The 20,022-nt window shown below is 41.3% G+C and carries 20 protein-coding genes and 1 tRNA gene; 12 read left to right on the top strand and 9 right to left on the bottom strand.

Annotated features, from left to right (window positions below; genetic code table 11):
• The 4 genes from spoVAE to ACH6CZ_RS05145 all read left to right on the top strand — a co-directional run bounded on the left by spoVAE (position 1) and on the right by ACH6CZ_RS05145 (position 1,233).
• The gene (gene spoVAE, locus ACH6CZ_RS05160; protein WP_374096336.1) at positions 1-357 is read left to right on the top strand and encodes a stage V sporulation protein AE; all 357 of its coding nucleotides are present in this window, start codon (positions 1-3) and stop codon (positions 355-357) included.
• 62 nt (positions 358-419) lie between these two features.
• Positions 420-536 (top strand): YjcZ family sporulation protein, encoded by a 117-nt coding sequence (locus tag ACH6CZ_RS05155; protein WP_039808466.1) that lies wholly within the window; start codon positions 420-422, stop codon positions 534-536.
• Positions 537-592: 56 nt separating this feature from the next.
• Positions 593-847, top strand: coding sequence for a stage VI sporulation protein F (locus tag ACH6CZ_RS05150; RefSeq protein WP_374096335.1), 255 nt, complete (start codon positions 593-595; stop codon positions 845-847).
• A 95-nt stretch (positions 848-942) separates the two neighbouring features.
• A complete protein-coding gene (locus tag ACH6CZ_RS05145; RefSeq protein ID WP_374096334.1) occupies positions 943-1,233 on the top strand; it encodes a hypothetical protein in 291 nt (96 codons plus the stop codon).
• Between the two features lie 54 nt (positions 1,234-1,287).
• Here ACH6CZ_RS05145 and ACH6CZ_RS05140 read toward each other — a convergent pair whose 3' ends face one another.
• The 3 genes from ACH6CZ_RS05140 to ACH6CZ_RS05130 form a co-directional block, all read right to left on the bottom strand.
• Positions 1,288-1,710 carry a GNAT family N-acetyltransferase gene (locus tag ACH6CZ_RS05140; RefSeq protein WP_374096333.1) on the bottom strand — a complete coding sequence of 141 codons (423 nt, stop codon included), beginning with the start codon at positions 1,708-1,710 and terminating at the stop codon, positions 1,288-1,290.
• On the bottom strand, positions 1,710-2,225 hold the full coding sequence (locus ACH6CZ_RS05135) for a YjcG family protein (protein ID WP_374096332.1): 516 nt from the start codon (positions 2,223-2,225) through the stop codon (positions 1,710-1,712). The genes ACH6CZ_RS05140 and ACH6CZ_RS05135 overlap by 1 nt, the downstream gene beginning before the upstream one ends.
• 84 nt (positions 2,226-2,309) lie before the next feature.
• Complete coding sequence (locus tag ACH6CZ_RS05130; RefSeq protein ID WP_374096331.1) at positions 2,310-3,044, bottom strand: alpha/beta hydrolase; 735 nt, start codon at positions 3,042-3,044, stop codon at positions 2,310-2,312.
• Positions 3,045-3,220: 176 nt separating this feature from the next.
• Here ACH6CZ_RS05130 and ACH6CZ_RS05125 point away from each other — a divergent pair, with 176 nt between their 5' ends.
• From ACH6CZ_RS05125 to ACH6CZ_RS05110, 4 genes are all read left to right on the top strand, one after another.
• On the top strand, positions 3,221-3,766 hold the full coding sequence (locus ACH6CZ_RS05125; RefSeq protein WP_374096330.1) for a phosphatidylglycerophosphatase A family protein: 546 nt from the start codon (positions 3,221-3,223) through the stop codon (positions 3,764-3,766).
• A gap of 219 nt (positions 3,767-3,985) precedes the next feature.
• On the top strand, positions 3,986-4,957 hold the full coding sequence (locus tag ACH6CZ_RS05120; RefSeq protein ID WP_374096329.1) for a TAXI family TRAP transporter solute-binding subunit: 972 nt from the start codon (positions 3,986-3,988) through the stop codon (positions 4,955-4,957).
• 81 nt (positions 4,958-5,038) lie between these two features.
• Positions 5,039-5,560 carry a DUF1850 domain-containing protein gene (locus ACH6CZ_RS05115; RefSeq protein ID WP_374096328.1) on the top strand — a complete coding sequence of 174 codons (522 nt, stop codon included), beginning with the start codon at positions 5,039-5,041 and terminating at the stop codon, positions 5,558-5,560.
• Positions 5,553-7,541: a TRAP transporter permease gene (locus ACH6CZ_RS05110; RefSeq protein ID WP_374096327.1), complete on the top strand. Its 1,989-nt coding sequence runs from the start codon at positions 5,553-5,555 to the stop codon at positions 7,539-7,541. The genes ACH6CZ_RS05115 and ACH6CZ_RS05110 overlap by 8 nt, the downstream gene beginning before the upstream one ends.
• A gap of 361 nt (positions 7,542-7,902) precedes the next feature.
• Here the strand turns inward: ACH6CZ_RS05110 and ACH6CZ_RS05105 are convergent.
• A tRNA-Val gene (locus ACH6CZ_RS05105) sits at positions 7,903-7,975 on the bottom strand.
• Between the two features lie 95 nt (positions 7,976-8,070).
• Between ACH6CZ_RS05105 and ACH6CZ_RS05100 the strand changes: the two genes are divergently transcribed.
• A complete protein-coding gene (locus ACH6CZ_RS05100; protein ID WP_374096326.1) occupies positions 8,071-9,189 on the top strand; it encodes an NAD(P)/FAD-dependent oxidoreductase in 1,119 nt (372 codons plus the stop codon).
• A gap of 51 nt (positions 9,190-9,240) precedes the next feature.
• Here the strand turns inward: ACH6CZ_RS05100 and ACH6CZ_RS05095 are convergent, their stop codons facing one another.
• Together ACH6CZ_RS05095 and kynA are read right to left on the bottom strand one after the other, a co-directional pair.
• Complete coding sequence (locus tag ACH6CZ_RS05095) at positions 9,241-10,515, bottom strand: ATP-binding protein (RefSeq protein WP_374096325.1); 1,275 nt, start codon at positions 10,513-10,515, stop codon at positions 9,241-9,243.
• 325 nt (positions 10,516-10,840) lie between these two features.
• Positions 10,841-11,659 (bottom strand): tryptophan 2,3-dioxygenase, encoded by an 819-nt coding sequence (gene kynA / locus ACH6CZ_RS05085; RefSeq protein WP_374096324.1) that lies wholly within the window; start codon positions 11,657-11,659, stop codon positions 10,841-10,843.
• A gap of 198 nt (positions 11,660-11,857) precedes the next feature.
• On the opposite strand from kynA, the gene ACH6CZ_RS05080 reads away from it, so the two are divergent.
• Positions 11,858-13,657: a sensor domain-containing phosphodiesterase gene (locus ACH6CZ_RS05080; protein WP_374096516.1), complete on the top strand. Its 1,800-nt coding sequence runs from the start codon at positions 11,858-11,860 to the stop codon at positions 13,655-13,657.
• A gap of 52 nt (positions 13,658-13,709) precedes the next feature.
• Here ACH6CZ_RS05080 and ACH6CZ_RS05075 read toward each other — a convergent pair whose 3' ends face one another.
• From ACH6CZ_RS05075 to ACH6CZ_RS05065, 3 genes are all read right to left on the bottom strand, one after another.
• Complete coding sequence (locus ACH6CZ_RS05075; RefSeq protein ID WP_374096323.1) at positions 13,710-14,984, bottom strand: lysine N(6)-hydroxylase/L-ornithine N(5)-oxygenase family protein; 1,275 nt, start codon at positions 14,982-14,984, stop codon at positions 13,710-13,712.
• A gap of 321 nt (positions 14,985-15,305) precedes the next feature.
• A complete protein-coding gene (gene aldA, locus ACH6CZ_RS05070; RefSeq protein ID WP_374096321.1) occupies positions 15,306-16,751 on the bottom strand; it encodes an aldehyde dehydrogenase in 1,446 nt (481 codons plus the stop codon).
• Between the two features lie 69 nt (positions 16,752-16,820).
• A complete protein-coding gene (locus ACH6CZ_RS05065; RefSeq protein WP_374096320.1) occupies positions 16,821-17,258 on the bottom strand; it encodes an SACOL1771 family peroxiredoxin in 438 nt (145 codons plus the stop codon).
• 153 nt (positions 17,259-17,411) lie between these two features.
• Between ACH6CZ_RS05065 and ACH6CZ_RS05060 the strand changes: the two genes are divergently transcribed.
• Entirely contained in the window at positions 17,412-18,461 is a 1,050-nt protein-coding gene (locus tag ACH6CZ_RS05060) for a M42 family metallopeptidase (RefSeq protein WP_374096319.1), read from the top strand.
• A gap of 64 nt (positions 18,462-18,525) precedes the next feature.
• Positions 18,526-19,989: a UDP-N-acetylmuramoyl-L-alanyl-D-glutamate--2,6-diaminopimelate ligase gene (locus ACH6CZ_RS05055; RefSeq protein WP_374096318.1), complete on the top strand. Its 1,464-nt coding sequence runs from the start codon at positions 18,526-18,528 to the stop codon at positions 19,987-19,989.
• The last annotated feature ends 33 nt before the right edge of the window (positions 19,990-20,022 follow it).

Here is a 20,022-nt window from a genome sequence, read left to right as displayed (position 1 = left end):
ATGATTCCGATGTTTTTCTGGGCATTCGTTGTTGGTGGGCTGATCTGTGTGATCGGACAATTAATGATGGATGTATTGAAATTGACTCCAGCACATACGCTGAGTGCGCTGGTTGTCAGCGGAGCTCTGCTTGAAGCCTTCGGTTTATATGAACCGCTGATTGATTTTGCCGGAGCGGGTGCAACGGTGCCCATCACTTCATTTGGCAATGCACTGCTGCACGGAGCTATGCAGGAAGCCGAGAAACACGGTGTGATTGGCGTGATGACTGGTATGTTTGAAGTTACGAGCTCTGGCATTTCAGCAGCCATTATTTTTGGATTTATAGGCGCATTAATATTTAAACCTAAAGCCTGAACGTTAAGCCCACTCTTTCTTTTTACCTCCTACATAGAATATAGAAGTCAGGGGGTGAAGGTATGTACGGCAACTGCGGATATGGCAATTATGGCGGGTACAATGGCGGCTCTACGTTTGTGCTGATTGTTGTGCTTTTCATTCTGTTAGTTATTGTTGGCGCGAGCTTCTACTATTAAGCGCGAAAGCCACTCCGGTATGGGGTGGCTTTTGACAATCAAAGGGAGGTTTAAATATGAATGATGCTTTTTTTAAGAAGATAGAGAATAAAACCGGGGTTAGTATGGATCAGCTTTTTGCACTTGCTAATGCCTTTCAGCATGCAGATTTTAATGACGAACAGACCGTAAAAAAGCTGGTACGTCAGGTAGCAGCTGCAGCAGGTAAACCAATCACAAAAGAAATGGAAGAAAAAATAGCAAAAACCGTTTCCTCAAAAGGGGAAAAAATTGATTATCAGACATTGTCTAATATGATCAACAAAAAATAACCCCCAAATAAATTTGAATGTGTTCGTAAAGTATATGAAAAGGTTTAATTTCATGTAAAAAAGGTAATAATAAATACAATTCGGAGGTGATAAGAATGGGCTATATCGCGCCAGTTAACCAACTGCAGTATCAGCAGTATGCCGAAAGGGTAACCATGAAAGATTACGATCCGTACTATTTAACGCCTGTTCAAAGAGTCAGTCCGCTGCGCAGATCTGATAGAGACTTTGAAGAGGAACTCGAACAGGAAATGAGCAAAGATGATAAGAAACGTGAAACTTCTTTCAGGAGCGGTGATGCACCGATCTTTCACATCCAGACGATCCCGCCGCATCTGATACCGAAAGTGACAGGTAAAGGTCAAAACTTTAATGCTTCAATCTAAATAGAAAGAAAAAAGCAGCTGCACATTTCAAGCAGCTGCTTTTTTTGATTAAGATTAAAGCTCTTTTTGCATGGTAAAGTGAGGGATCCCCGCATCCATAAATTCGTCTGAGATCACACGGTATCCGAGCTTTTCATAAAATCCAAGCGCATGAGTCTGTGCATTCAGAATAAGTGCAGGGAGCCCTGTGTCTTGGGCATACTTTTCAATTTCTGTCATTAGCAGAACGCCTGCTTGCTGCCCGCGAAGCGTTTTCATGACGCAAACCCTTTCGACCTTTCCTTTACCATCCTTGATTCTGAATCTTCCCGCACCTGAAGCTTGCTCTTCAGCATACAATACGAAGTGAGTAGCTGTTTGATCGAACGCGTCAAGTTCTAATTCTTCAGGCACCCTCTGTTCATTTACAAAAACTTCTTTACGCACTTCGAAAGCATCTTGTAATTCCTGATCTGTTTCAACTTTCTTCACATACATCAGCTGTCGCCACCTAAACGATAAGTTTCGTATACGGTCCATGACCCATTTTCAAGCTGATACAGCAGATGGAACCGGTCAACTGTTTCTTCATGATCCACACCAGCCATGCGAAGTGACCCATATACGTCAGAATGTTCATCATTAGAAAGCTTCTGTGCAATGGTAATATGCGGAACAAATGAGTATTGTGACTCTTTTCCAAAGTCACTTTTATTTAGTGTCTCATAAAGGTTTAACAGTTCAGGTACTGTATCCACCTTCATATAAATCACATTGTTCACAGGCTGGAATGAACTGATTTTATAAGCTCTTAATGTAAAAGGTTCAGCATTCTTAGCGACTTCGCCCAGTTTTTTTGCAATTTTATTAATTTCATCATCCGTTGCATCAAATGGCTCTTTTAAAGTCAAATGAGGCGGAATAAGCGAGTAGTGTGGATCATAACGCTTACGGTATGAGTTAGCAAGATCCTGCAATTTTTTTGAAGGAAATACTGCGATACCAAATTTCATATTAGTCAGCCTCCTCTTTTCACATCATAAAATAGTCACTTTCTCATATAATTATATCAGACAACGATGGAATTATTGTCTGAATTAATAAGAAGTTTTTCTAAACATTTTCTCCATCACACGCGTTAAGTCCGGCTGCCAGTATTTCCATGAATGGTCACCATCAAACTCATCATAGAAAACGCTGAAATTCTTATCTTCCATGACCTTATGCAGCTCTCTGTTCGGCTCAAGAAAGTTTGCTTCAGATCCGCTTGTTGTTTTTACTGATGTTTCTCCAGTTCCAATAATATGGTAAAAGTTAATCAATTGTGTATCTTTGAACTGTTTTGCCTGCCCGATCACATCATCATTAACGAGTGGAGACTGCATAATCACCCGTCCAAATGTGTTCGGGTATTTTAATGCAGTCTGAAAGGAAACCGTTCCTGCCAGAGAATCACCAATTAAAGCCCGTCCGATTCCGATATGATAAGTCGGGTACTCTTCATCAATAAATGGTACCAGTTCCCTCGCGATAAACCTGACATAAGCATCATGCTGGCCACCACCCGGGTGATATTTGTCATAGCGGTCTTTAACATTTTTATATGGTACTCCGACAAAAATCAGGTTCTCAATTTTTTCATCTTCATTCAGCTGATCCAGCAGTCTCGGCATTCTGCCAAGTTGAAAATAATCCTTTCCATCCTGTGCGATCAGCACCGTGTATTTATATAAAGGCGAATAGTTATGAGGAAGGTAAACAAGCAGATCCATCTCTTCCTGCAGCGCCTCACTGTATATCCGGTGTTCTTTTACTGTCCCTGTCTTAGGCATCAAAAAATCCTCCCTGTCACAAAAAAAGTTTGAAGCGTTTACAAATAGATTGTATCATATCAGTCTATAGAGTTCTTACATTCAATTTTTTCACGTCATCCATTTACAAATATGGGTTCGGGTTAAATGAATAGATTGAATGGTAGTGCCATCTTGAATAAAAGGAGACTTTAAATATGAAAAATGAACGAGTACATTCACATGATGTGACTCAGGCGGCTTATAACGTGTTGCTTGAGCGCGGTGTCACAATTGATGATATTGCAGAGATCGTATACGAAATGCAAGGTCCTTATAATGAAAAACTGAAGCTTGATGAATGTGTTGAAAGTGTTGAAAAAGTGCTGTTAAAAAGAGAAATGCAGCATGCAATTCTTGTCGCAGTGGAGCTTGACCGTCTGGCTGAGGAGAAAAAGCTGTCAGAGCCGCTGCAGACGCTGGTTGAAACGGATGAAGGGCTGTTCGGCGTTGATGAAACGATTGCGCTTGGTGCATCTCTTGGTTATGGCAGTATAGCTGTTACGACATTTGGTCACCTGGATAAAAACAAGATCGGTATTATTGAAAAGCTGGATACGAAAAGAGGTGGAGGCGTTCATACTTTTCTGGATGACATGGTTGCAGCGATTGCGGCTAATGCTTCATCAAGACTTGCGCACAGGCTGAGAGATATTGAAGAGAACTTGCCGGAAAATGAAAGACGAATTATTGAAGACGAATAATTGTATTCAAATTTTATACAAACCCTCCTATGAAATCGTAATAATCTTTACATGAAGTGTCATTTTCATGATAATATAGATAGCGTTTTCATTATTGTTATATCAATATTTGTGATGAAAAGAAACATATGCGAATTGATTTAAGTTTGACACAAATGTAATATTGCGTGATAAAATGGTATACGTAGTTATGCAATTTTATAAGGAGGGGAAACTACTTTGAAAAACAAAAAGTTTAGTTTAAGCATGATATTGCTTCTTGCAGTATCAATGATCCTTGCTGCCTGCGGCGGAGAAGAAAGTGGCAGCGGTGATGGTGAAGGCGGTTCAGACCAGCCTGAATTTATTAATATCGCTACAGGCGGTACTGGCGGTACATACTATCCGCTTGGTGGAACATTCGCACAGCTGATTGAAGATGAAACAGGTATTACGACAACTGCTAATACTTCAAACGCTTCCGCTGAAAACATGGCGATGATCGACAACGAAGAAGTTGAAATCGCATTCGTTCAGACTGATATCGCTTCTTACGCTGTTGAAGGTTCACAGATGTTTGATGCACCAATCGAAACAATCCAGGGGCTTGCAACACTTTACCCTGAAACAATTCAAATCGTAACAAGCGCTGATTCTGGTATTGAATCAGTTGAAGACCTTGCTGGTATGACTGTATCAGTAGGTGAGTCAGGTTCAGGTACACGCCTGAATGCTGAACAGATTCTTGAAGTTCACGGTATGACATTTGACGACATGGACGTTCAGAATCTTTCATTCGATGATTCAACAACTGGAATCCAGGATGGATCAATTGATGCTGCATTTATCACTGGTGGTACACCAACTGGAGCTGTAGAAGGACTTGCTGCTCAGGTTGATGTTGTCATTGTTCCAATTGAAGCTGACATGGCTCAGGCACTGATGGATGAATACCCATTCTATGCTGTGGACGAAGTTGCTTCAGGTACTTATGGTCTTGAAGAAGCCGTTCCGACTGTAGCTGTTCAGGCAATGCTTGCTGTATCTTCTGAACTGTCAGAGGATGTTGTTTACGACATTACAGCTGCAATCTTTGAAAACACTGACTCAATCACACACCCTAAAGGTGAATTTATTACTGTTGATACTGCACTAGATGGAATTGGAATCGATGTACATCCTGGTGCTCAGCGTTACTTTGACGAGCAGTAATCCAGAACTAAAATGAAACTTGATGCGGCAAACAGGTCCTTAAAGGGCCTGTTTGCCCATTCTTATGGAGTTGTAAATGAAATGCAGAAGAAAAAAATGATTCCTATTGTGATTATCGTAATTACAGGAGTATTTTTTGCTGCTGTATTTCTGCCATTCAGACAAGCGATCACATTTCACCATCAGCAATCAGAAGAACTGATCAGCTATATCCCCGTATCAGACGATTTAAATTTTCAATTAAGCTATACGCATTCAATTCATCAATCAGAAGTGATTGATTATTACGAAATCACACAGGAAAACGACGTCAGGCAAGTGGCACTTGAATATGAAGATCTGGCAATTGGTATGCCATCAAATGCCATGTATGAAGGCGAAGAGTTTGTTGAAAAAGATGGGAAGTACAGGATAGAAAATATGAATCGTGTGTTTCCATCCATTAATCTGCATACAAGTCAGGTTGTAGTCAGTCATGTATTTCACTATCGTGACAAGGATTATGCCCTGCATGACTATATTGAACCTGGAACATTTATTACAATCTCTATTAAACAATTAACTTTATCAGAGCTTTTGAGAGGAGTTGGGATGGATGACTGAGGATAAGAATAAAGCTGAACTGGAGCACAAGGATGAAGACCAGTTTGGCGAAAAAGAACAGAAGGATCTGCTGGCAAAATATGATCCCGATGCTAGAACAAAGCAATATGAAGGGATCCTGAACTGGGTCGTCTTCATCGGACTGATCGCATTCTCTGTTTTCCAGATCTACGCTGCCGTTACACAGTCTATTCCAAGGCAGACGCTATTATCTATTCACTTAGGTTTTGCACTTACATTAGTATTTCTTCTTTTTCCGGTTACAAAAAAGAAGGTTGGGCACAACAAGCTCACATGGTATGACAGCATACTGGCACTGTTATCGATTTGGGTAGGTGCTTATTACCCATTGAATGAAGACCGGATTGTAAATACAATCGGTTCAATTTCACCGATGGATTTCTGGACGGGCTTGATTGCGATTTTGTTAGTACTTGAAGCAACAAGACGTGCAGTTGGTCTTCCGATTATGATTATTGCAGTAACCTTTATGGCTTATGCATATTTCGGGCCTCAAATGCCTGGCTTCCTGCGTCACAGAGGGCTTGACCTTGAAGCGCTGGTTAATACAATGTTTATTTCATCAGAAGGTATATTCGGAACACCATTATATGTATCAGCTACATTTATATTCTTATTCCTGTTATTCGGGGCTTTCCTTGTGAAAACAGGTATTGGTCAGTACTTTAATGATCTGGCCGTTGCGTTTGCCGGTAAAGCAATCGGTGGACCTGCAAAAGTGGCGATTTTCTCAAGTGCGATGCAGGGAACGATCAGCGGTAGTTCTGTTGCGAACGTTGTAACGTCGGGTTCATTTACAATTCCGATGATGAAACGCCTTGGCTACAGAAAAGAATTCGCCGGCGGTGTAGAAGCAGCCGCTTCTACCGGTGGACAGCTGATGCCGCCAATCATGGGTGCAGCAGCTTTCCTGATGGTTGAATTCATCGGCGGTGTCACGTATTGGGAAATTGCCAAAGCCGCTACAATTCCTGCCTTACTCTATTTTGCGGGAATCTGGATTATTACACACTTTGAAGCGAAAAGAATTGGTCTAACAGGATTACCTGACTCAGAAATTCCTAAAAAGTCAGAAGTACTTAAAAAGATTTACTTATTAACACCAATTTTTGCGGTTATCTTCTTACTGCTTGATGGTAATTCAATTATCAGGGCAGCACTGTACTCAATCGTCATTACTATTCTTGTGAGCTTAATTCGTAAAGATACACGAATTAATATTAGAAAGTTTTTCGATGGATTGGCAGATGGGGCAAGAACAGCCTTATCTGTTGCTGTAGCAACAGCCTGTGCGGGTATTATTGTAGGGGTTGTAACACGTACAGGACTTGGTCTGAAGCTTGCAAATGGTCTGGTAGACCTTTCAGGCGGTATCTTACTACTGACTTTATTCTTTACAATGTTTGCAGCGATTATTCTTGGTATGGGATCACCAACAACTGCAAACTATGTTATTACTGCAACAATTGCAGCACCGGCGCTGATCCTGCTTGATGTACCGCCACTTGCTGCTCACCTGTTTGTATTCTACTTTGGTATCGTGGCTGATATAACACCACCGGTAGCGCTCGCAGCGTTTGCCGCCGCAGGGGTATCAGGCGGGGAACCGATACGAACCGGGATCAATGCCGCCAAGCTTGCCATAGGGGCCTTTATCATTCCGTATATGTTCGTACTTTCTCCTCAGCTGCTATTGATTGATACGAATGCAGGAGAAATCACTCTCTCAGTCGTTACTGCACTTGCGGGAATGACAGCAATCGGTGCAGCAGTAATTGGATACTGGTACAGACCGGTTCATCCGGTTGAACGGATTCTTGCATTGACTGCAGGTCTGATGCTGATCTATCCTGAAGGAATCTCAGATTTACTTGGTGCAGGGCTGTTTGTCGCACTGCTAGTCCTTCAGTTTGTATGGAAGAGAAGAGATAAAAACAACCTGCAAACGGCTAAAGCATAACTAAAGCATCCCGGTTCCGGATATTGATCCGCAGCCGGGATGTTTTTTGATTAAATCAGGTCACAGGGTTTGCAGAAGTATTGAAGGTTAAGAGTGAAAATTTATTTAAGGATATATATTAAAGCCCAACGTTGTTTTAGCACAGCTGGTGATTGCAGCGGAAGGGGGACGACTCCAGCAGGAGAAGCGTGACAGGTGAGACCCCGCAGGCGCGCAGCGACGAGGAGGCAAGGATGGCGCCATAAAACGGCGCACCTGCGGAAGGCGTTCCCCCTGGAGCGGAAATCACCAGCCACCTTTAACAGAGCCAAGCACAAAAAGAAAAACGCTCAATCCCTTAAAGGACAAGCGTTCTCACGTATGATTCCGACTGGTCTCGAACCAGCGACCTCCACCCTGTCAAGGTGGCGCTCTCCCAACTGAGCTACGGAATCATGATATGTATGAAGACAAGTATTATCATACCTTTTAGACAATTAGTTGTCAATCAGTTATTGTTTTAAAATAAGAGATTAAATGAGGTGTTAATATGAAAAGAATCATTGTCATAGGTGGTGGCATAGCAGGCGCTACCGCTGCCTACTACTTATCAAAGCAGGATTGTGAAGTCATTCTGATTGACCGTGAAGACAAAGGGCAGGCAACAGGTGCCGCTGCTGGTATTATTTGCCCGTGGCTATCGCAAAGACGAAATAAAAAGTGGTATTTTCTTGTGAAAGAAGGTGCAGCTTATTATCCTGAGCTGATCAATCATCTGAAAGAAGACGGAGAGACGGATACCGGATACAAACAAACAGGTGGACTCGTACTTCACAAAGATGAGATAAAAAGAGACAAAATGATTGAACGTGCATTGAAAAAGAAAGAAGATGCGCCTGAAATCGGTGAGCTTACTCCACTAAATGCTGAAGACGTAAAAAACAGTTTCCCGTTTCTTACTGAAGATTTCTATGGACTGCACGTCTCAGGTGCTGCAAGGGTAGATGGTAAAAAGCTCAGACAGTCGCTGATTAACGGGATCAAAAAAAACGGCGGCAGATTGATAACTGGTGATGCATCCCTAGCAATTACAGATCGTCAGGTGACAAGTGTCCATGTAGACGGGAAAGAGCTTACAGCTGATCGTATCATACTTGCTGCAGGCGCATGGGCAAAGGAAGTTTTAAAAACGGTGGGCGTAGAGGTAGACGTGTCGTATCAGAAAGCACAAATTGTCCATTTAGGTGTTGAAGGATCAACAGAACAATTACCTGTTGTCATGCCGCCTGGAGACCAGTATTTACTTGCATTTGATGATCAACGGATCGTTGCAGGAACAACACATGAAAATGATGTACCAATGGATGATAAAGTTACGGCTGGCGGGATGTATGAAGTGCTGAATAAAACGTTGGATATAGCAGGAGATCTGGCACATGCTACCTTACTTGAAACGAGAGTAGGGTACAGGCCGTTTACACCAGGCTTTCTCCCGGTTGCAGGTCCTTTCCCGGGTATTGACCGGCTTTTCTTTGTGAATGGGCTCGGTTCATCAGGCTTAACTTCAGGTCCTTTTATCGGGCGGGAAATTGCCAAAATGGCTTTGGATCAACAGTCCATGATCAACCCTGAAGATTATCCGCTAGAGAATATAATTAAAAACATATAATAAAACTAAATGATACATTCAAAAAATAAGTAGCCGGGACATTGCCTCAGGCTACTGATCTTTTCTATACACTGGAAGAGAAATCTCAAAAGTTGTTCCATGATTTTTTTCGCTCGATACTTTTACACTGCCACCGATCGCTCTGATAATACTGTAAGACACCATTAAACCGAGGCCGGTACCTTTTTCTTTAGTTGAAAAGTAAGGTTCACCGAGTCTGTTGATTTCTTCTTCGCTCATTCCATGTCCCTGGTCTGCCACAGTCAGTATATATCCTTTGGACTGTTGGGATACGTCAATCGTCAGAACGCCACCATCCGGCATCGCTTCAATTCCATTTTTAAAAATATTGATCAAACTTTGCTGGAACTGCTTTTTATCTGCAATCAGATATGCACTTTCAGGCAACTGGTCTTTCAGGTGAATATCAACATTATTCATATTTGCCAAAGGCTGAATCACATTCACTGAATGATTAAGCTCTACTTTCATATTGATTTGATCCTGCTGATCAGATGCTGGTTTTGCAAAAGTAAGGTAATCATTAATAATATCAGTCGCCTGATCGATTTCCTTTAATGCTATATCTAAGTAGTATCGTTCTTTTTCACCCTGAGTCTGATCGCGGTCCTGTATCGCCATCTGAATAAAGCCTCTGCTGACAGTCAGGGGATTTCTTACCTCGTGAGAAATGCTGGCTGCGAGGTGACTGACAACCGTCAGCTTTTCTGCTCTGATGAGATCATTTAAGATCAGAAAGTTGGCTCTGATGATCTCCCATAAGATTAGCGCAATCACTAATCCAATGACGTTAATAATGGTGAATGTAATCCATACATCAAGAGGCATAAGGACATCGAAAATCAAATAAGATAATGTCAGGTTACATATGACCAGGAAAGAAACAAGGAAGGTGGCAATGATGATTTTTCCCGGAATTTTTGATCGCTGAAACCGCTGCATTAATAGCAGGTAAAATACCCATATCAGACATAGTGTAATTGTAGATATGACGACGCCATCTCCACCTAGAAGGCCTCTGCTGATCATCGTAACGACAGTCAGGAAAATACCCATGCGGTAACCGCCATACAACGTACCTAGAACAATTGGAACTCCTCTCAAATCCCACAAAAAGCCTTCATTAATTGTAAATGGGAAGGAGAGACACAGCAGAATTGAAATAGCCGGAAAAATCGCTGCAAATTTACCTTCACTTTTCTGCAGCCTGTTCCGGTAAGAATAAAAATAAACAATTTGTATAAATAATAAAGGAAGAATCATTAAAAGAAAATTCACGAGCAGGTCTTTTGTTAAAACGTCCATATATCAATCTCCATACGTTTAGTCAATACGTATCATAACATAGTTTGAAGCATTTAGATTGAAAAATAGCTGAAGGTGCGCTATGATTCTAATTCAGGCTGCGTTGTCCGTATGTTCTAAGTAAGTTTTAACCTTTGATCTGTTAACGGGAGTTTTAAATAAAAGTCGGATTGCCATGCCTCATCAGCGTATGAGGACGTGCATGAACGCTTTTGCGAACACCCACTTTGAGGAGTGGTGGTTTAAAAACTTTCTTAATTAAACTACGGCAAAGGCGGCTATAAAACCGGGGACTCCCCGGTTTTTTTGCGTTTTATGAAAAGATTTAAAGCTCCGTTCTTAAATCCCATAGCTCTGGAAAGAAATAAGAATCGAGCACGCTTTTTAAATAATTGACTCCGGAAGAACCACCCGTGCCTTTTTTAAATCCGATTATCCGCTCAACGGTCTTCATATGTCTGAATCGCCACTGCTGGTGCCAGTCCTCAAGATCCACCAGTTTTTCTGCAAGCTGATACAGCGTCCAGTACGTCTGACTGTCTTTATATACTTCACTCCATGCTGCTTTGACCTCTTCACTTTTCTCGTAGGGTTTAGAAAAATCTCTGTTCAGAATACCTTCAGGGATTCCAAAACCGGCCTCTGTCAGTTTATCGATCGCAATGTCATAAAGCCCTTTTTCCTGGTAAGCCTTTTCAAGCACTTTGAAGATTTCCTGATCCTGCTGATAAATTTTCAGAATGTGTGGAATTTTATAGCCAAGCGAGAACTCAATCAAGCGATACTGATAAGATTGAAAACCGGAAGCTTTGCCAAGAGAATCGCGAAACTCGATATATTCAGAAGGCGTCATTGTAGCCAGGACGTCCCAGGCCTTAATAATCTGCTCCTGAATTTTTGAGACACGTGCAAGCTGTTTAAACGCGGGTTCAAACTGGTTGTGCTGAAGGGAATGACAGGCTGCCTGTATTTCATGAATAATCAGTTTCATCCATAGTTCACTGACCTGGTGAATAACAATAAACAGCATTTCATCATGGTGACCGGATAACCGGTTTTGTGCTGCCAGTAATTGATCCAGTGATAAATAATCCGCATAAGTCATTTCATCTTTAAAGTCCGTATAGACATGTTGATCGCTCATTTTTATCTACTCCTCTTTAGAATTATGTTGGTCGTGTATCATTTTATCAAAACGACTGGTGGAAAAGGGAAAATCAAAAATAATATAAAACTTATATAAGGTTTGTGGTAATATTGAATCAATGAACTGTGTGGAAAATAGGTCTTTATGTTTAACCAATCAGATAAAGTTTAAAGAAGGTGTAAAGCGGTGTCTAATATGAATCACTCCCTTTTTAGAATACAGCAGCAGCGGCTGTTTCAGTTAGCTAAAGCAAAAAGAATTTCTGCTCTTGAGCTACAGGACACGGTTGAACAGCTTTGTGAAGCAATGTCCGAAATGATTCAATGTGAAAGAATCAGTGTATGGGTATTTGATCAGGAGCGGCCTGCATTATTTGCTTTAAATATTTATAATGGTGAGCATACAAAAGGTCAGATTTTACATAAAGAGGAGTTTCCGAATTATTTCAGCCTGCTTCAGGGTACAAGGGTGCTGTCCATATCAGATGTTACGACCGATACAAGAGTAGAAGAGCTATATCCCCATTATTTTGAAAAAGCGGGTAATATCCGTTCTCTAATCGATGCACCAATCGTCATGGCAAATGGTGTGATGGGTGTAATATGCTGTGAGACGTCTAAACAAGTGGAGTGGGGAAAGCTTGATGAATCTCTTGCAGGAAGCTTTGCTGATTTAATTGCATTTTTATTTGACAGTATTCAGCAGCAGGAGCTAGAACAAAAGCTTGAGCACCTGGCTTATTATGATCAGCTTACATTATTGCCGAACCTGAACATGTTTTATAGGGAAGCTGATCGCAGACTGGGGAAGACACAGGAAGTCTCTGTCTGCTATATTGAGATTGACCAGTTATATCAGATGATCGATGCACTCGGTTATGATTCAGGCGACCTGATCATAAAGAAAATCGCTGAAAGGTTCAGCAGGATGTTAAAAGAAAGTGAATTTCTGGCGAAAGCTGATCAGGCACATTTTATTCTTTTCACTGACCAGAAAAACATTGAAGAAAGAATACACCAGATACGATTTTTATTAACGACACCCTTTAAAGTAAATAACTTTGATGTGGCTGCCTCATTCAGTTTTGGGGTCAGCCAGTCAGGTGAAACTGCCAAAGAACTTCTGCAGAAAGCTCAGATTGCACTTAATAAGGGCAAAGAAAAGTCGTCGAGAAACAGTCTCACTTTTTTTGTAGATGAAATGCAGGATTCAAGCAGGGATCACTTTGAAATTGAAATGAATCTAAAAAAAGGGTTGGAGCTTAATCAGTTCTGGCTATTTTATCAGCCCCAGATACAGGCATCGAGTGGGAAAGTGATTGGGGTTGAAGCGCTGGTCAGATGGGAACACCCTGAGATTGGACTTGTCGCACCTGACGTCTTTATTCCGTTAGCCGAATCCACCGGTTTTATCGTCCCGCTTGGGGAATGGATCATAGAGGAATCAATTAAAAAATTAAAACAGCTGCAGCAATCAGGGATGGAAGAGATTATGATTTCAATTAATATTTCTCCCAGGCAGTTTATCCATGATAATCTGCCTCAAACTATTCGTAGGACGCTCGCTCAACATCAGGTATCCCCGGATAAAATATGTCTCGAAATTACAGAATCAGTCGCTATGGAGGAAAACAAGTTAGTCATCGAGCGATTACGTTTCTTTCATAAAATAGGGATCAGGCTTTCAGTTGATGACTTTGGAACAGGGTTTTCAGCCTTTGTATATTTGCAGAACTATCCTGTAAATGAAATTAAAGTAGACAGAGAGTTCGTGAAGGTCCTGACTAAAAACAAAAAAAGTGAGGCGTTAGTGAAAACGATTATTGATCTTGCTGCGAACCTCGAATTGACAGTCATTGCTGAAGGTGTTGAATCCTATGATCAGATGACCCTTCTCAGGAAACTTGGATGCGATTATTTTCAGGGCTACCTGATCAGCAAACCACTGCCTGCAGGCGAACTGGATGAGTGGTTAGAAGCATTCAAATTGAACTGATTATAGTTGTTAAAAGCCCTGTGGAACACTGACTCCACAGGGTTTTTAAAGCCTATTCAAAAGATTGGAACGTTAGGTTTCTGGGGTTCCTGTACACTTGTTTATCCGCAATATGATTAATAATTTGGATGTTTCTGTTTACAGCCATGCCCATGTTTGTTGCTTCTGCACCGTGTGTTTTCTCAATTGAAGTCAGCATGTAGACATGGTTTTTCCGGTCGTCATCAAAGAGAAGATGATAATTCCTTGATACGGCAAAATGTTCATTCTCTTTTTTTGCATGTTCAAAAGCTTTCTCAAAAAAAGAAGGGAGATTAGGCTGATAACCGGTTGCGGCAATGATGTTATGATATGAACGCTGAAATGACTGATTGGTCAACCGGTGCTCAAACGTACATTCAAGCCTTCCGCCGTTTTCTTTAACATCAATCAATTCAGCATTAGGCTGAATTGTCACATCAAGTTTTCTGCCGCCTGATGAGCGGTGATACATCCACCGGTAAATCGAATTGAGCGTATCCGAATCAATACCATTTCTGACATAATCAAGCATGGATAATGCATGTTCCCTTTTTGTTAACGGCAACTGATGAAAGGTATCTGTAAAATCAGGGGTGAAAAATTCTTGACCGAATTTTGATGATTCCAGCTGTAGAATGCCTGGTGAACGTGTGTACCAGGAAAGGTGATAATGGTGATACGGCTGCGATTCAAGCAAATCAAGAAATATTTCTGCTGCACTCTGACCTGACCCGATCACTGCGATTGAATTAGCTGTTTTATAGTCTTCTTTAATTTGTGCATAATCAGCAGAGTGGGTTAGCCCTGAAATGTTTTTTATGGGTTCCGGTAAAAACGGGGTACTGCCTGTGCCAAGACTAATATTCTTGGCATAATAAGTTTCCTGTTCGCCGCTAGCTGATGTTACATTAATTTCATAGTGTCCATTATTTTGTTTATCATAGACAGCTGTTACTTCGCGAGAGTATAAACAATTGCTTAAAAGAGAAGCTGTCCATTTTGCATAGTGATTATATTCTTCACGCGGCATTTTAAACTCTTTAAAAGAAAAAAATTGATAAAGCCTGTCATGCTCATGAAGGTAGTTCAGGTAAGAAAAGCGGCTTTTCGGATTCGCAAATGTCACAAGATCTGCAAGAAAAGCCACCTGTAGGTCAGTTCCATCTATTAACATGCCCGGATGCCAGGCAAATTCAGCTTCTTTTTCAAGAAAAAGAGCGTCAAAAGCTTCAGATTCCTGGATCAGCGCTGCCATACCCAGATGATAGGGCCCAAGACCAATTCCGATTAAATCATAAACCTTCATTGTATCAACTCCTGATTCCTCATATAAAAAATGACTTCCGCTGAATGAGCAGAAGCCATTTTTAGCTGATTTTATTGTAATGGATTAAATACTTGTAAGAAAGAGTAGAATAGCTGTAATTACCCCGGTTCCGGCAAATCCTGTAAGTATATCCGACTTTGTATATGAAACGTTTTCTTCTCTCATGATAATGTCCTCCTATGCTAAACGTTATGTTTTTAGTGATATTAGTCTATTCCCGGAAGTCAAATGATTAAACAGAATATGTTCGAAAGAAGAAAAAAGACCCACACATTTAATCAGTGTGAGTCTTTTTCCATGCTATTCAGTTTTATATTGCATATAAGCAACGTGAGTTACAAGGAAATCATCAAGACCGTGTTTTCCATCCGCACCACCAAGTCCGGATTTTCTGACGCCGGCATGATAGCCCTGGAGCGCTTCAAAGTTTTCACGGTTAACGAACGTTTCACCGAACTTAAGTCCATTGACTACCCTCATAGCTTCATGATAATTCTCAGTGTACACAGAAGAAGACAATCCGTATTCTGTATCATTACTCATTTCAATCGCTTCATCGAGCGTTTTGTAAGTGACAACTGGAAGTACTGGACCAAATACCTCTTCTTTAATAATTGAGCTGTTATGAGTAACATTTGTTAAAACGGTCGGAGCGTAGAAATATCCTTTACTACGGTCGAGTGGTTTTCCACCGGTTAGCACTTCAGCGCCTTCTTCGACTGCTTTTTGTACCATCTCGTGCACAGTATCAAGCCTGTCTTTACTAACAAGCGGTCCGAAGTCCAGACCTGATTCTTCGTTAGGATTTCCTGTTTGAGCATTTTTCATTGCTTCAGTCAGTTTTTTTGTAAATGAATCTGCCACTGACTCATGCACGTAGACACGCTCAGCATTTGTACATGCCTGACCAGAGTTAGTCAGACGGGAGGTTACAATGTGCTTAACAGCAAGATCGAGATCAGCATTTTCAGTCACAATTGCAGGTGCTTTCCCTCCGAGTTCCAGATTCACTTTTGTGATATTCTTCGCAGCGGCTTCCATTACTTTTGTTCCGGCACCTATACTGCCTGTCATCGTAATGATCCCGACTTTAGGGTGTGAAGCCATGACGTTTCCGATTGTAGAACCAGTACCTGTTACATAGTTATAGACACCTTTTGGAATCTCATCCATGCCATCGACAATTTTAGTGAATTCAGCAGCAGTATTTGGTGTCTGCTGGCTTGGTTTAAGTACAATTGAACAGCCTGCAATTAATGCGGTTGCAACTTTACGTGCAAGAATAAACACCGGAAAGTTCCAAGGTACGATTCCTGCAACTACGCCAATCGGCTTTTTATAGATTAGTATGTTTTCATTCGGACGGTCACTTGGGAGGATTTCTCCTTCAATTCTGCGTGCCCACTCAGACATGTAATGAAAGTACTTAATTGCTGTATCGACTTCGTCACTTGCCTGATCTTTCGGTTTACCCTGTTCTTCAATCAGCAATTCAATAAATGTTTCACGCTTTTCCTGAATTTTATCTCCAAGCTTTCTGACAATCTGCCCACGTTCATTTGACGGGACTTTTTCCCACTGCTTCTGCGCTACAAAAGCCGCATCAATGGCTTTATTCACATCTTCTTCAGTTCCTTTAGGTGTTCTTGAGATCACTTCTTCAGTCGCAGGATTAATAATGTCAATCCACTCATCGCCTGTTGATTCTGTGTATTGCCCATTAATGTATAGTTTATGCTGGTTCATAAAAAATCCTCCTAAATGTGGAATAATGTATGTTTTCCACATTTAGAAGGATAGAAACATATAGATGCGCTAAAGAGCTACAAAATGTTTTTCGAGTTTAATGTCAACATTCCCTTTCAAGGCGCGTGAAATCATACAGCTCTGTTCTGACTGATCCATATAACGTTCAACTTTCTCCTTGAGCTTTGCTTCAGCTTTCACAGTTGGACGGTGAATAATCGTTTTATACGTGATCACACCCATGTTATCCACTTCAACAATTCCTTCTGACGAGAGGGACATTTCTTCAGGTTCAATATTGGCACGCTCAAGCTTAGCAGCAAGTGTAATGATATAACATGTTGCAGCAGCACCCAGCAGCATTTCATCGGGGTTTGTCCCAATTCCTGGGCCGTTCATTTCAGGCGGAATCGAGATCTCAGTTTTTAAATTTCCGGCTTCAATTGTTCCGACTGTATTACGTCCGCCAGGCCACTTGGCATTTAAATGAAAAGAGTGTTCAGCCATCAAATCTTCCTTTCTAAATGAACATTCATCATTATTGTATCACGGAATAAATCCTGTACTGTTTTTAGCTGTTTGCAGTAATGCCACAACTTTGTCTTTTTATCAGTGTATAGTAAACTGATACTTAGATGAATTTTACAGGAGGAATTTGCAATGAAGCCGAATACACTTGAAACAATGAATGTTTTAAAAGAATTAGTGTCAATCCCGAGTCCTTCAGGGCATACATCTGAAATCATTACATATATTAAAAATTGGTTTGCAGAAAGAAACATAACATCAAGAATTACAAATAAAGGCGGCCTGATCGTCACTTTACATGGAGAAGATAATAATCAGCACAGAATTCTGACTGCACACGTTGATACGCTTGGCGCAATGGTGAAAGCAATTAAGCCTGATGGCAGACTGAGTATGACGATGATTGGCGGATTTCGCTGGAACGCTGTAGAAGGCGAATATTGCACCGTTGAGACATCAGAAGGAACGAAATATACTGGTACAATCCTGCTGCACCAGGCTTCAGTTCATACATATAAAGACGCAGGATCTGCAGATCGCAGTGAACAGAATATGGAAGTAAGGCTTGATGAAGTTGTAAAGTCTAGAGAAGATGCTGAAGCACTTGGCATTTCAGTTGGGGATTTCATTTCATTTGATCCGCGTCCGGACATTACAACAAGCGGCTTTTTTAAATCGCGCCATATTGATGATAAAGCTAGTGTCGCGATGTTAATGAAGGCTGTTGAGCAAATCGCAGACGAAGGACTTACACTTCCCTATACGACTCACTTTATTATTGCAAATAATGAAGAGATTGGATTCGGTGGGAATTCAAATATTCCATTTGAAACAGTTGAGTATATCGCTGTAGATATGGGGGCGCTTGGTGACGGACAGACCTCAGATGAATTTACAGTGTCAATCTGCGCCAAAGACAGTTCAGGTCCTTACCATTACGGACTGAGAAAACATTTGGTTCAGCTGGCAAAAAAAAATGACATTGACTACAAAGTCGATATTTATAATTATTACGGATCTGATGCGTCCGCCGCTGTCAGAGCAGGTGCTGATATCAGACACGGGTTAATCGGCGCAGGTGTTGATGCATCGCATGCTAATGAGCGCACACATGAGAAGTCACTTTATCACACAGAATCTCTCATTCTTAAATATCTTCAGTCACCGTTAAGTCAGGATTGAAGAAATAGAAAAAAAGAGTAAAATATCAAATGAACAAATCATCTAATGAGTGAGGAATTTTAAGATGAAAACAAATGAATGTATAAAGAACTTATCCATTATTAAACAAATAGGTACACTTCCTGAAGAGATCACTGCACTTGAGATTGATTCAAGAGCGGTTTTACAAGGAGCGGCTTTTATCTGTCAGAAAGGCTATACGGTTGACGGGCACGATTACGCAGGACAGGCAGTCAAGCAGGGGGCAAGACTGATTGTAACAGAGAAGGAATTGGACCTGCCTGTTGAAGAGGCTGCACAATTAGTTGTAAAGAATTCATCACGTGCACTTGCAGTGTTAGCTGACAGCTTTTACGGTTCTCCTTCTGACAGGATGAATGTGTTTGGCGTCACCGGGACAAATGGCAAAACCTCTGTATCAAATTTGATACATGAACTGATCAGAAAGTTAAACGGAAGATCTGCGCTTTCAGGTACGATCGGTTTTGATCTGGACGGAGATCTTCGCCAAAGTGCCAATACGACAAGTGACCTGTTAACAACACAGCGTATGATCCGCACCGCTGAAGAAGAAGGGATCAGTAATATGATTTTTGAAGTATCTTCACACGGTCTTGTTGAGGGAAGACTGTGGGGAATTGACTTTGATGTTGCCGTCTTTACGAACCTGAGCCATGATCATCTGGATTACCATCATACAATGGAGCACTACGGCTATGCCAAGGGGCTGCTGTTTGCGCAGCTTGGTCAGGATCTGACGAAGAAAAAAGCAGCTGTATTGAACCTTGATGATGAATGGTTTGATCGCTATGCTCAAATGACGCCGCACGAAGTGATTAGCTACAGTATGGAGAAACCTGCAGACTTTTATGCTGAAGACATTGAGTATACGACGGACCGCACCTTTTATAAGCTGATTTCACCTGAAGGCGAGTTTCAGCTTGAAACGCAGCTTCTCGGTACTTTCAATGTTTCCAATACGCTTGCAGCAATTGCAGCACTTTATGCAAGGGGCTATCAGGTGGCAGACCTTGTAGAAGCATTAAAAGACATTGCGCCTGTCTCAGGAAGAATGCAGCTCGTTCCTACAAGTGCACCACTGTCTATTTATATTGATTACGCACATACGCCGGATGCGATCGAAAAGGCCATCAGGTCTGTTATGACTTTTAAGAAAAACAGAATCCTTTTTCTGATCGGCACAGGCGGTAACCGTGATAAGTCCAAGCGGCCTGCAATGGCACAGATGGCTTCACTTGCAGATTATGTGGTTTTAACGACAGATGATCCGCGCTATGAAAGCTATGACAGCATTACATCAGATCTTGAAAAAGGAATGCTGCATGATGGCTATGCGTGTATCGGTGACAGAGCTGCAGCAGTGAGACATCTGATGGAACAGGCTGAGCCTGACGACATTATTATTTTTGCGGGTAAAGGACATGAAGATTACCAAATCATCGAAAATACTAAATATCCTCACAGCGACAGTGAAATTGCATTAGAAGTAATTGCTGAGAGGTTCTAAATCGTTCATAAAAAAAGGTTGTCCGGGTGGACA

Source organism: Jeotgalibacillus sp. JSM ZJ347 (assembly GCF_044383825.1).
GTDB lineage: Bacteria > Bacillota > Bacilli > Bacillales > Jeotgalibacillaceae > Jeotgalibacillus.
The sequence above is the reverse complement of the archived record's forward strand: the minus strand, read 5'-3'. Positions and strand labels throughout refer to the sequence as shown.

Excerpts from the sequence above, each read along its gene's own strand:
- ACH6CZ_RS05095 (WP_374096325.1), bottom strand. The coding sequence starts at position 10,515 with ATGGACGTTTTAACAAAAGACCTGCTCGTGAATTTTCTTTTAATGATT.
- aldA (WP_374096321.1), bottom strand. The coding sequence starts at position 16,751 with ATGAACCAGCATAAACTATACATTAATGGGCAATACACAGAATCAACA.
- ACH6CZ_RS05125 (WP_374096330.1), top strand. The coding sequence starts at position 3,221 with ATGAAAAATGAACGAGTACATTCACATGATGTGACTCAGGCGGCTTAT.
- ACH6CZ_RS05065 (WP_374096320.1), bottom strand. The coding sequence starts at position 17,258 with ATGGCTGAACACTCTTTTCATTTAAATGCCAAGTGGCCTGGCGGACGT.
- ACH6CZ_RS05150 (WP_374096335.1), top strand. The coding sequence starts at position 593 with ATGAATGATGCTTTTTTTAAGAAGATAGAGAATAAAACCGGGGTTAGT.
- ACH6CZ_RS05075 (WP_374096323.1), bottom strand. The coding sequence starts at position 14,984 with ATGAAGGTTTATGATTTAATCGGAATTGGTCTTGGGCCCTATCATCTG.
- ACH6CZ_RS05140 (WP_374096333.1), bottom strand. The coding sequence starts at position 1,710 with ATGTATGTGAAGAAAGTTGAAACAGATCAGGAATTACAAGATGCTTTC.
- ACH6CZ_RS05080 (WP_374096516.1), top strand. The coding sequence starts at position 11,858 with ATGAATCACTCCCTTTTTAGAATACAGCAGCAGCGGCTGTTTCAGTTA.
- ACH6CZ_RS05115 (WP_374096328.1), top strand. The coding sequence starts at position 5,039 with ATGCAGAAGAAAAAAATGATTCCTATTGTGATTATCGTAATTACAGGA.
- ACH6CZ_RS05155 (WP_039808466.1), top strand. The coding sequence starts at position 420 with ATGTACGGCAACTGCGGATATGGCAATTATGGCGGGTACAATGGCGGC.
- ACH6CZ_RS05145 (WP_374096334.1), top strand. The coding sequence starts at position 943 with ATGGGCTATATCGCGCCAGTTAACCAACTGCAGTATCAGCAGTATGCC.
- ACH6CZ_RS05055 (WP_374096318.1), top strand. The coding sequence starts at position 18,526 with ATGAAAACAAATGAATGTATAAAGAACTTATCCATTATTAAACAAATA.
- kynA (WP_374096324.1), bottom strand. The coding sequence starts at position 11,659 with ATGAGCGATCAACATGTCTATACGGACTTTAAAGATGAAATGACTTAT.
- ACH6CZ_RS05130 (WP_374096331.1), bottom strand. The coding sequence starts at position 3,044 with ATGCCTAAGACAGGGACAGTAAAAGAACACCGGATATACAGTGAGGCG.
- ACH6CZ_RS05135 (WP_374096332.1), bottom strand. The coding sequence starts at position 2,225 with ATGAAATTTGGTATCGCAGTATTTCCTTCAAAAAAATTGCAGGATCTT.
- ACH6CZ_RS05060 (WP_374096319.1), top strand. The coding sequence starts at position 17,412 with ATGAAGCCGAATACACTTGAAACAATGAATGTTTTAAAAGAATTAGTG.
- ACH6CZ_RS05110 (WP_374096327.1), top strand. The coding sequence starts at position 5,553 with ATGACTGAGGATAAGAATAAAGCTGAACTGGAGCACAAGGATGAAGAC.
- spoVAE (WP_374096336.1), top strand. The coding sequence starts at position 1 with ATGATTCCGATGTTTTTCTGGGCATTCGTTGTTGGTGGGCTGATCTGT.
- ACH6CZ_RS05100 (WP_374096326.1), top strand. The coding sequence starts at position 8,071 with ATGAAAAGAATCATTGTCATAGGTGGTGGCATAGCAGGCGCTACCGCT.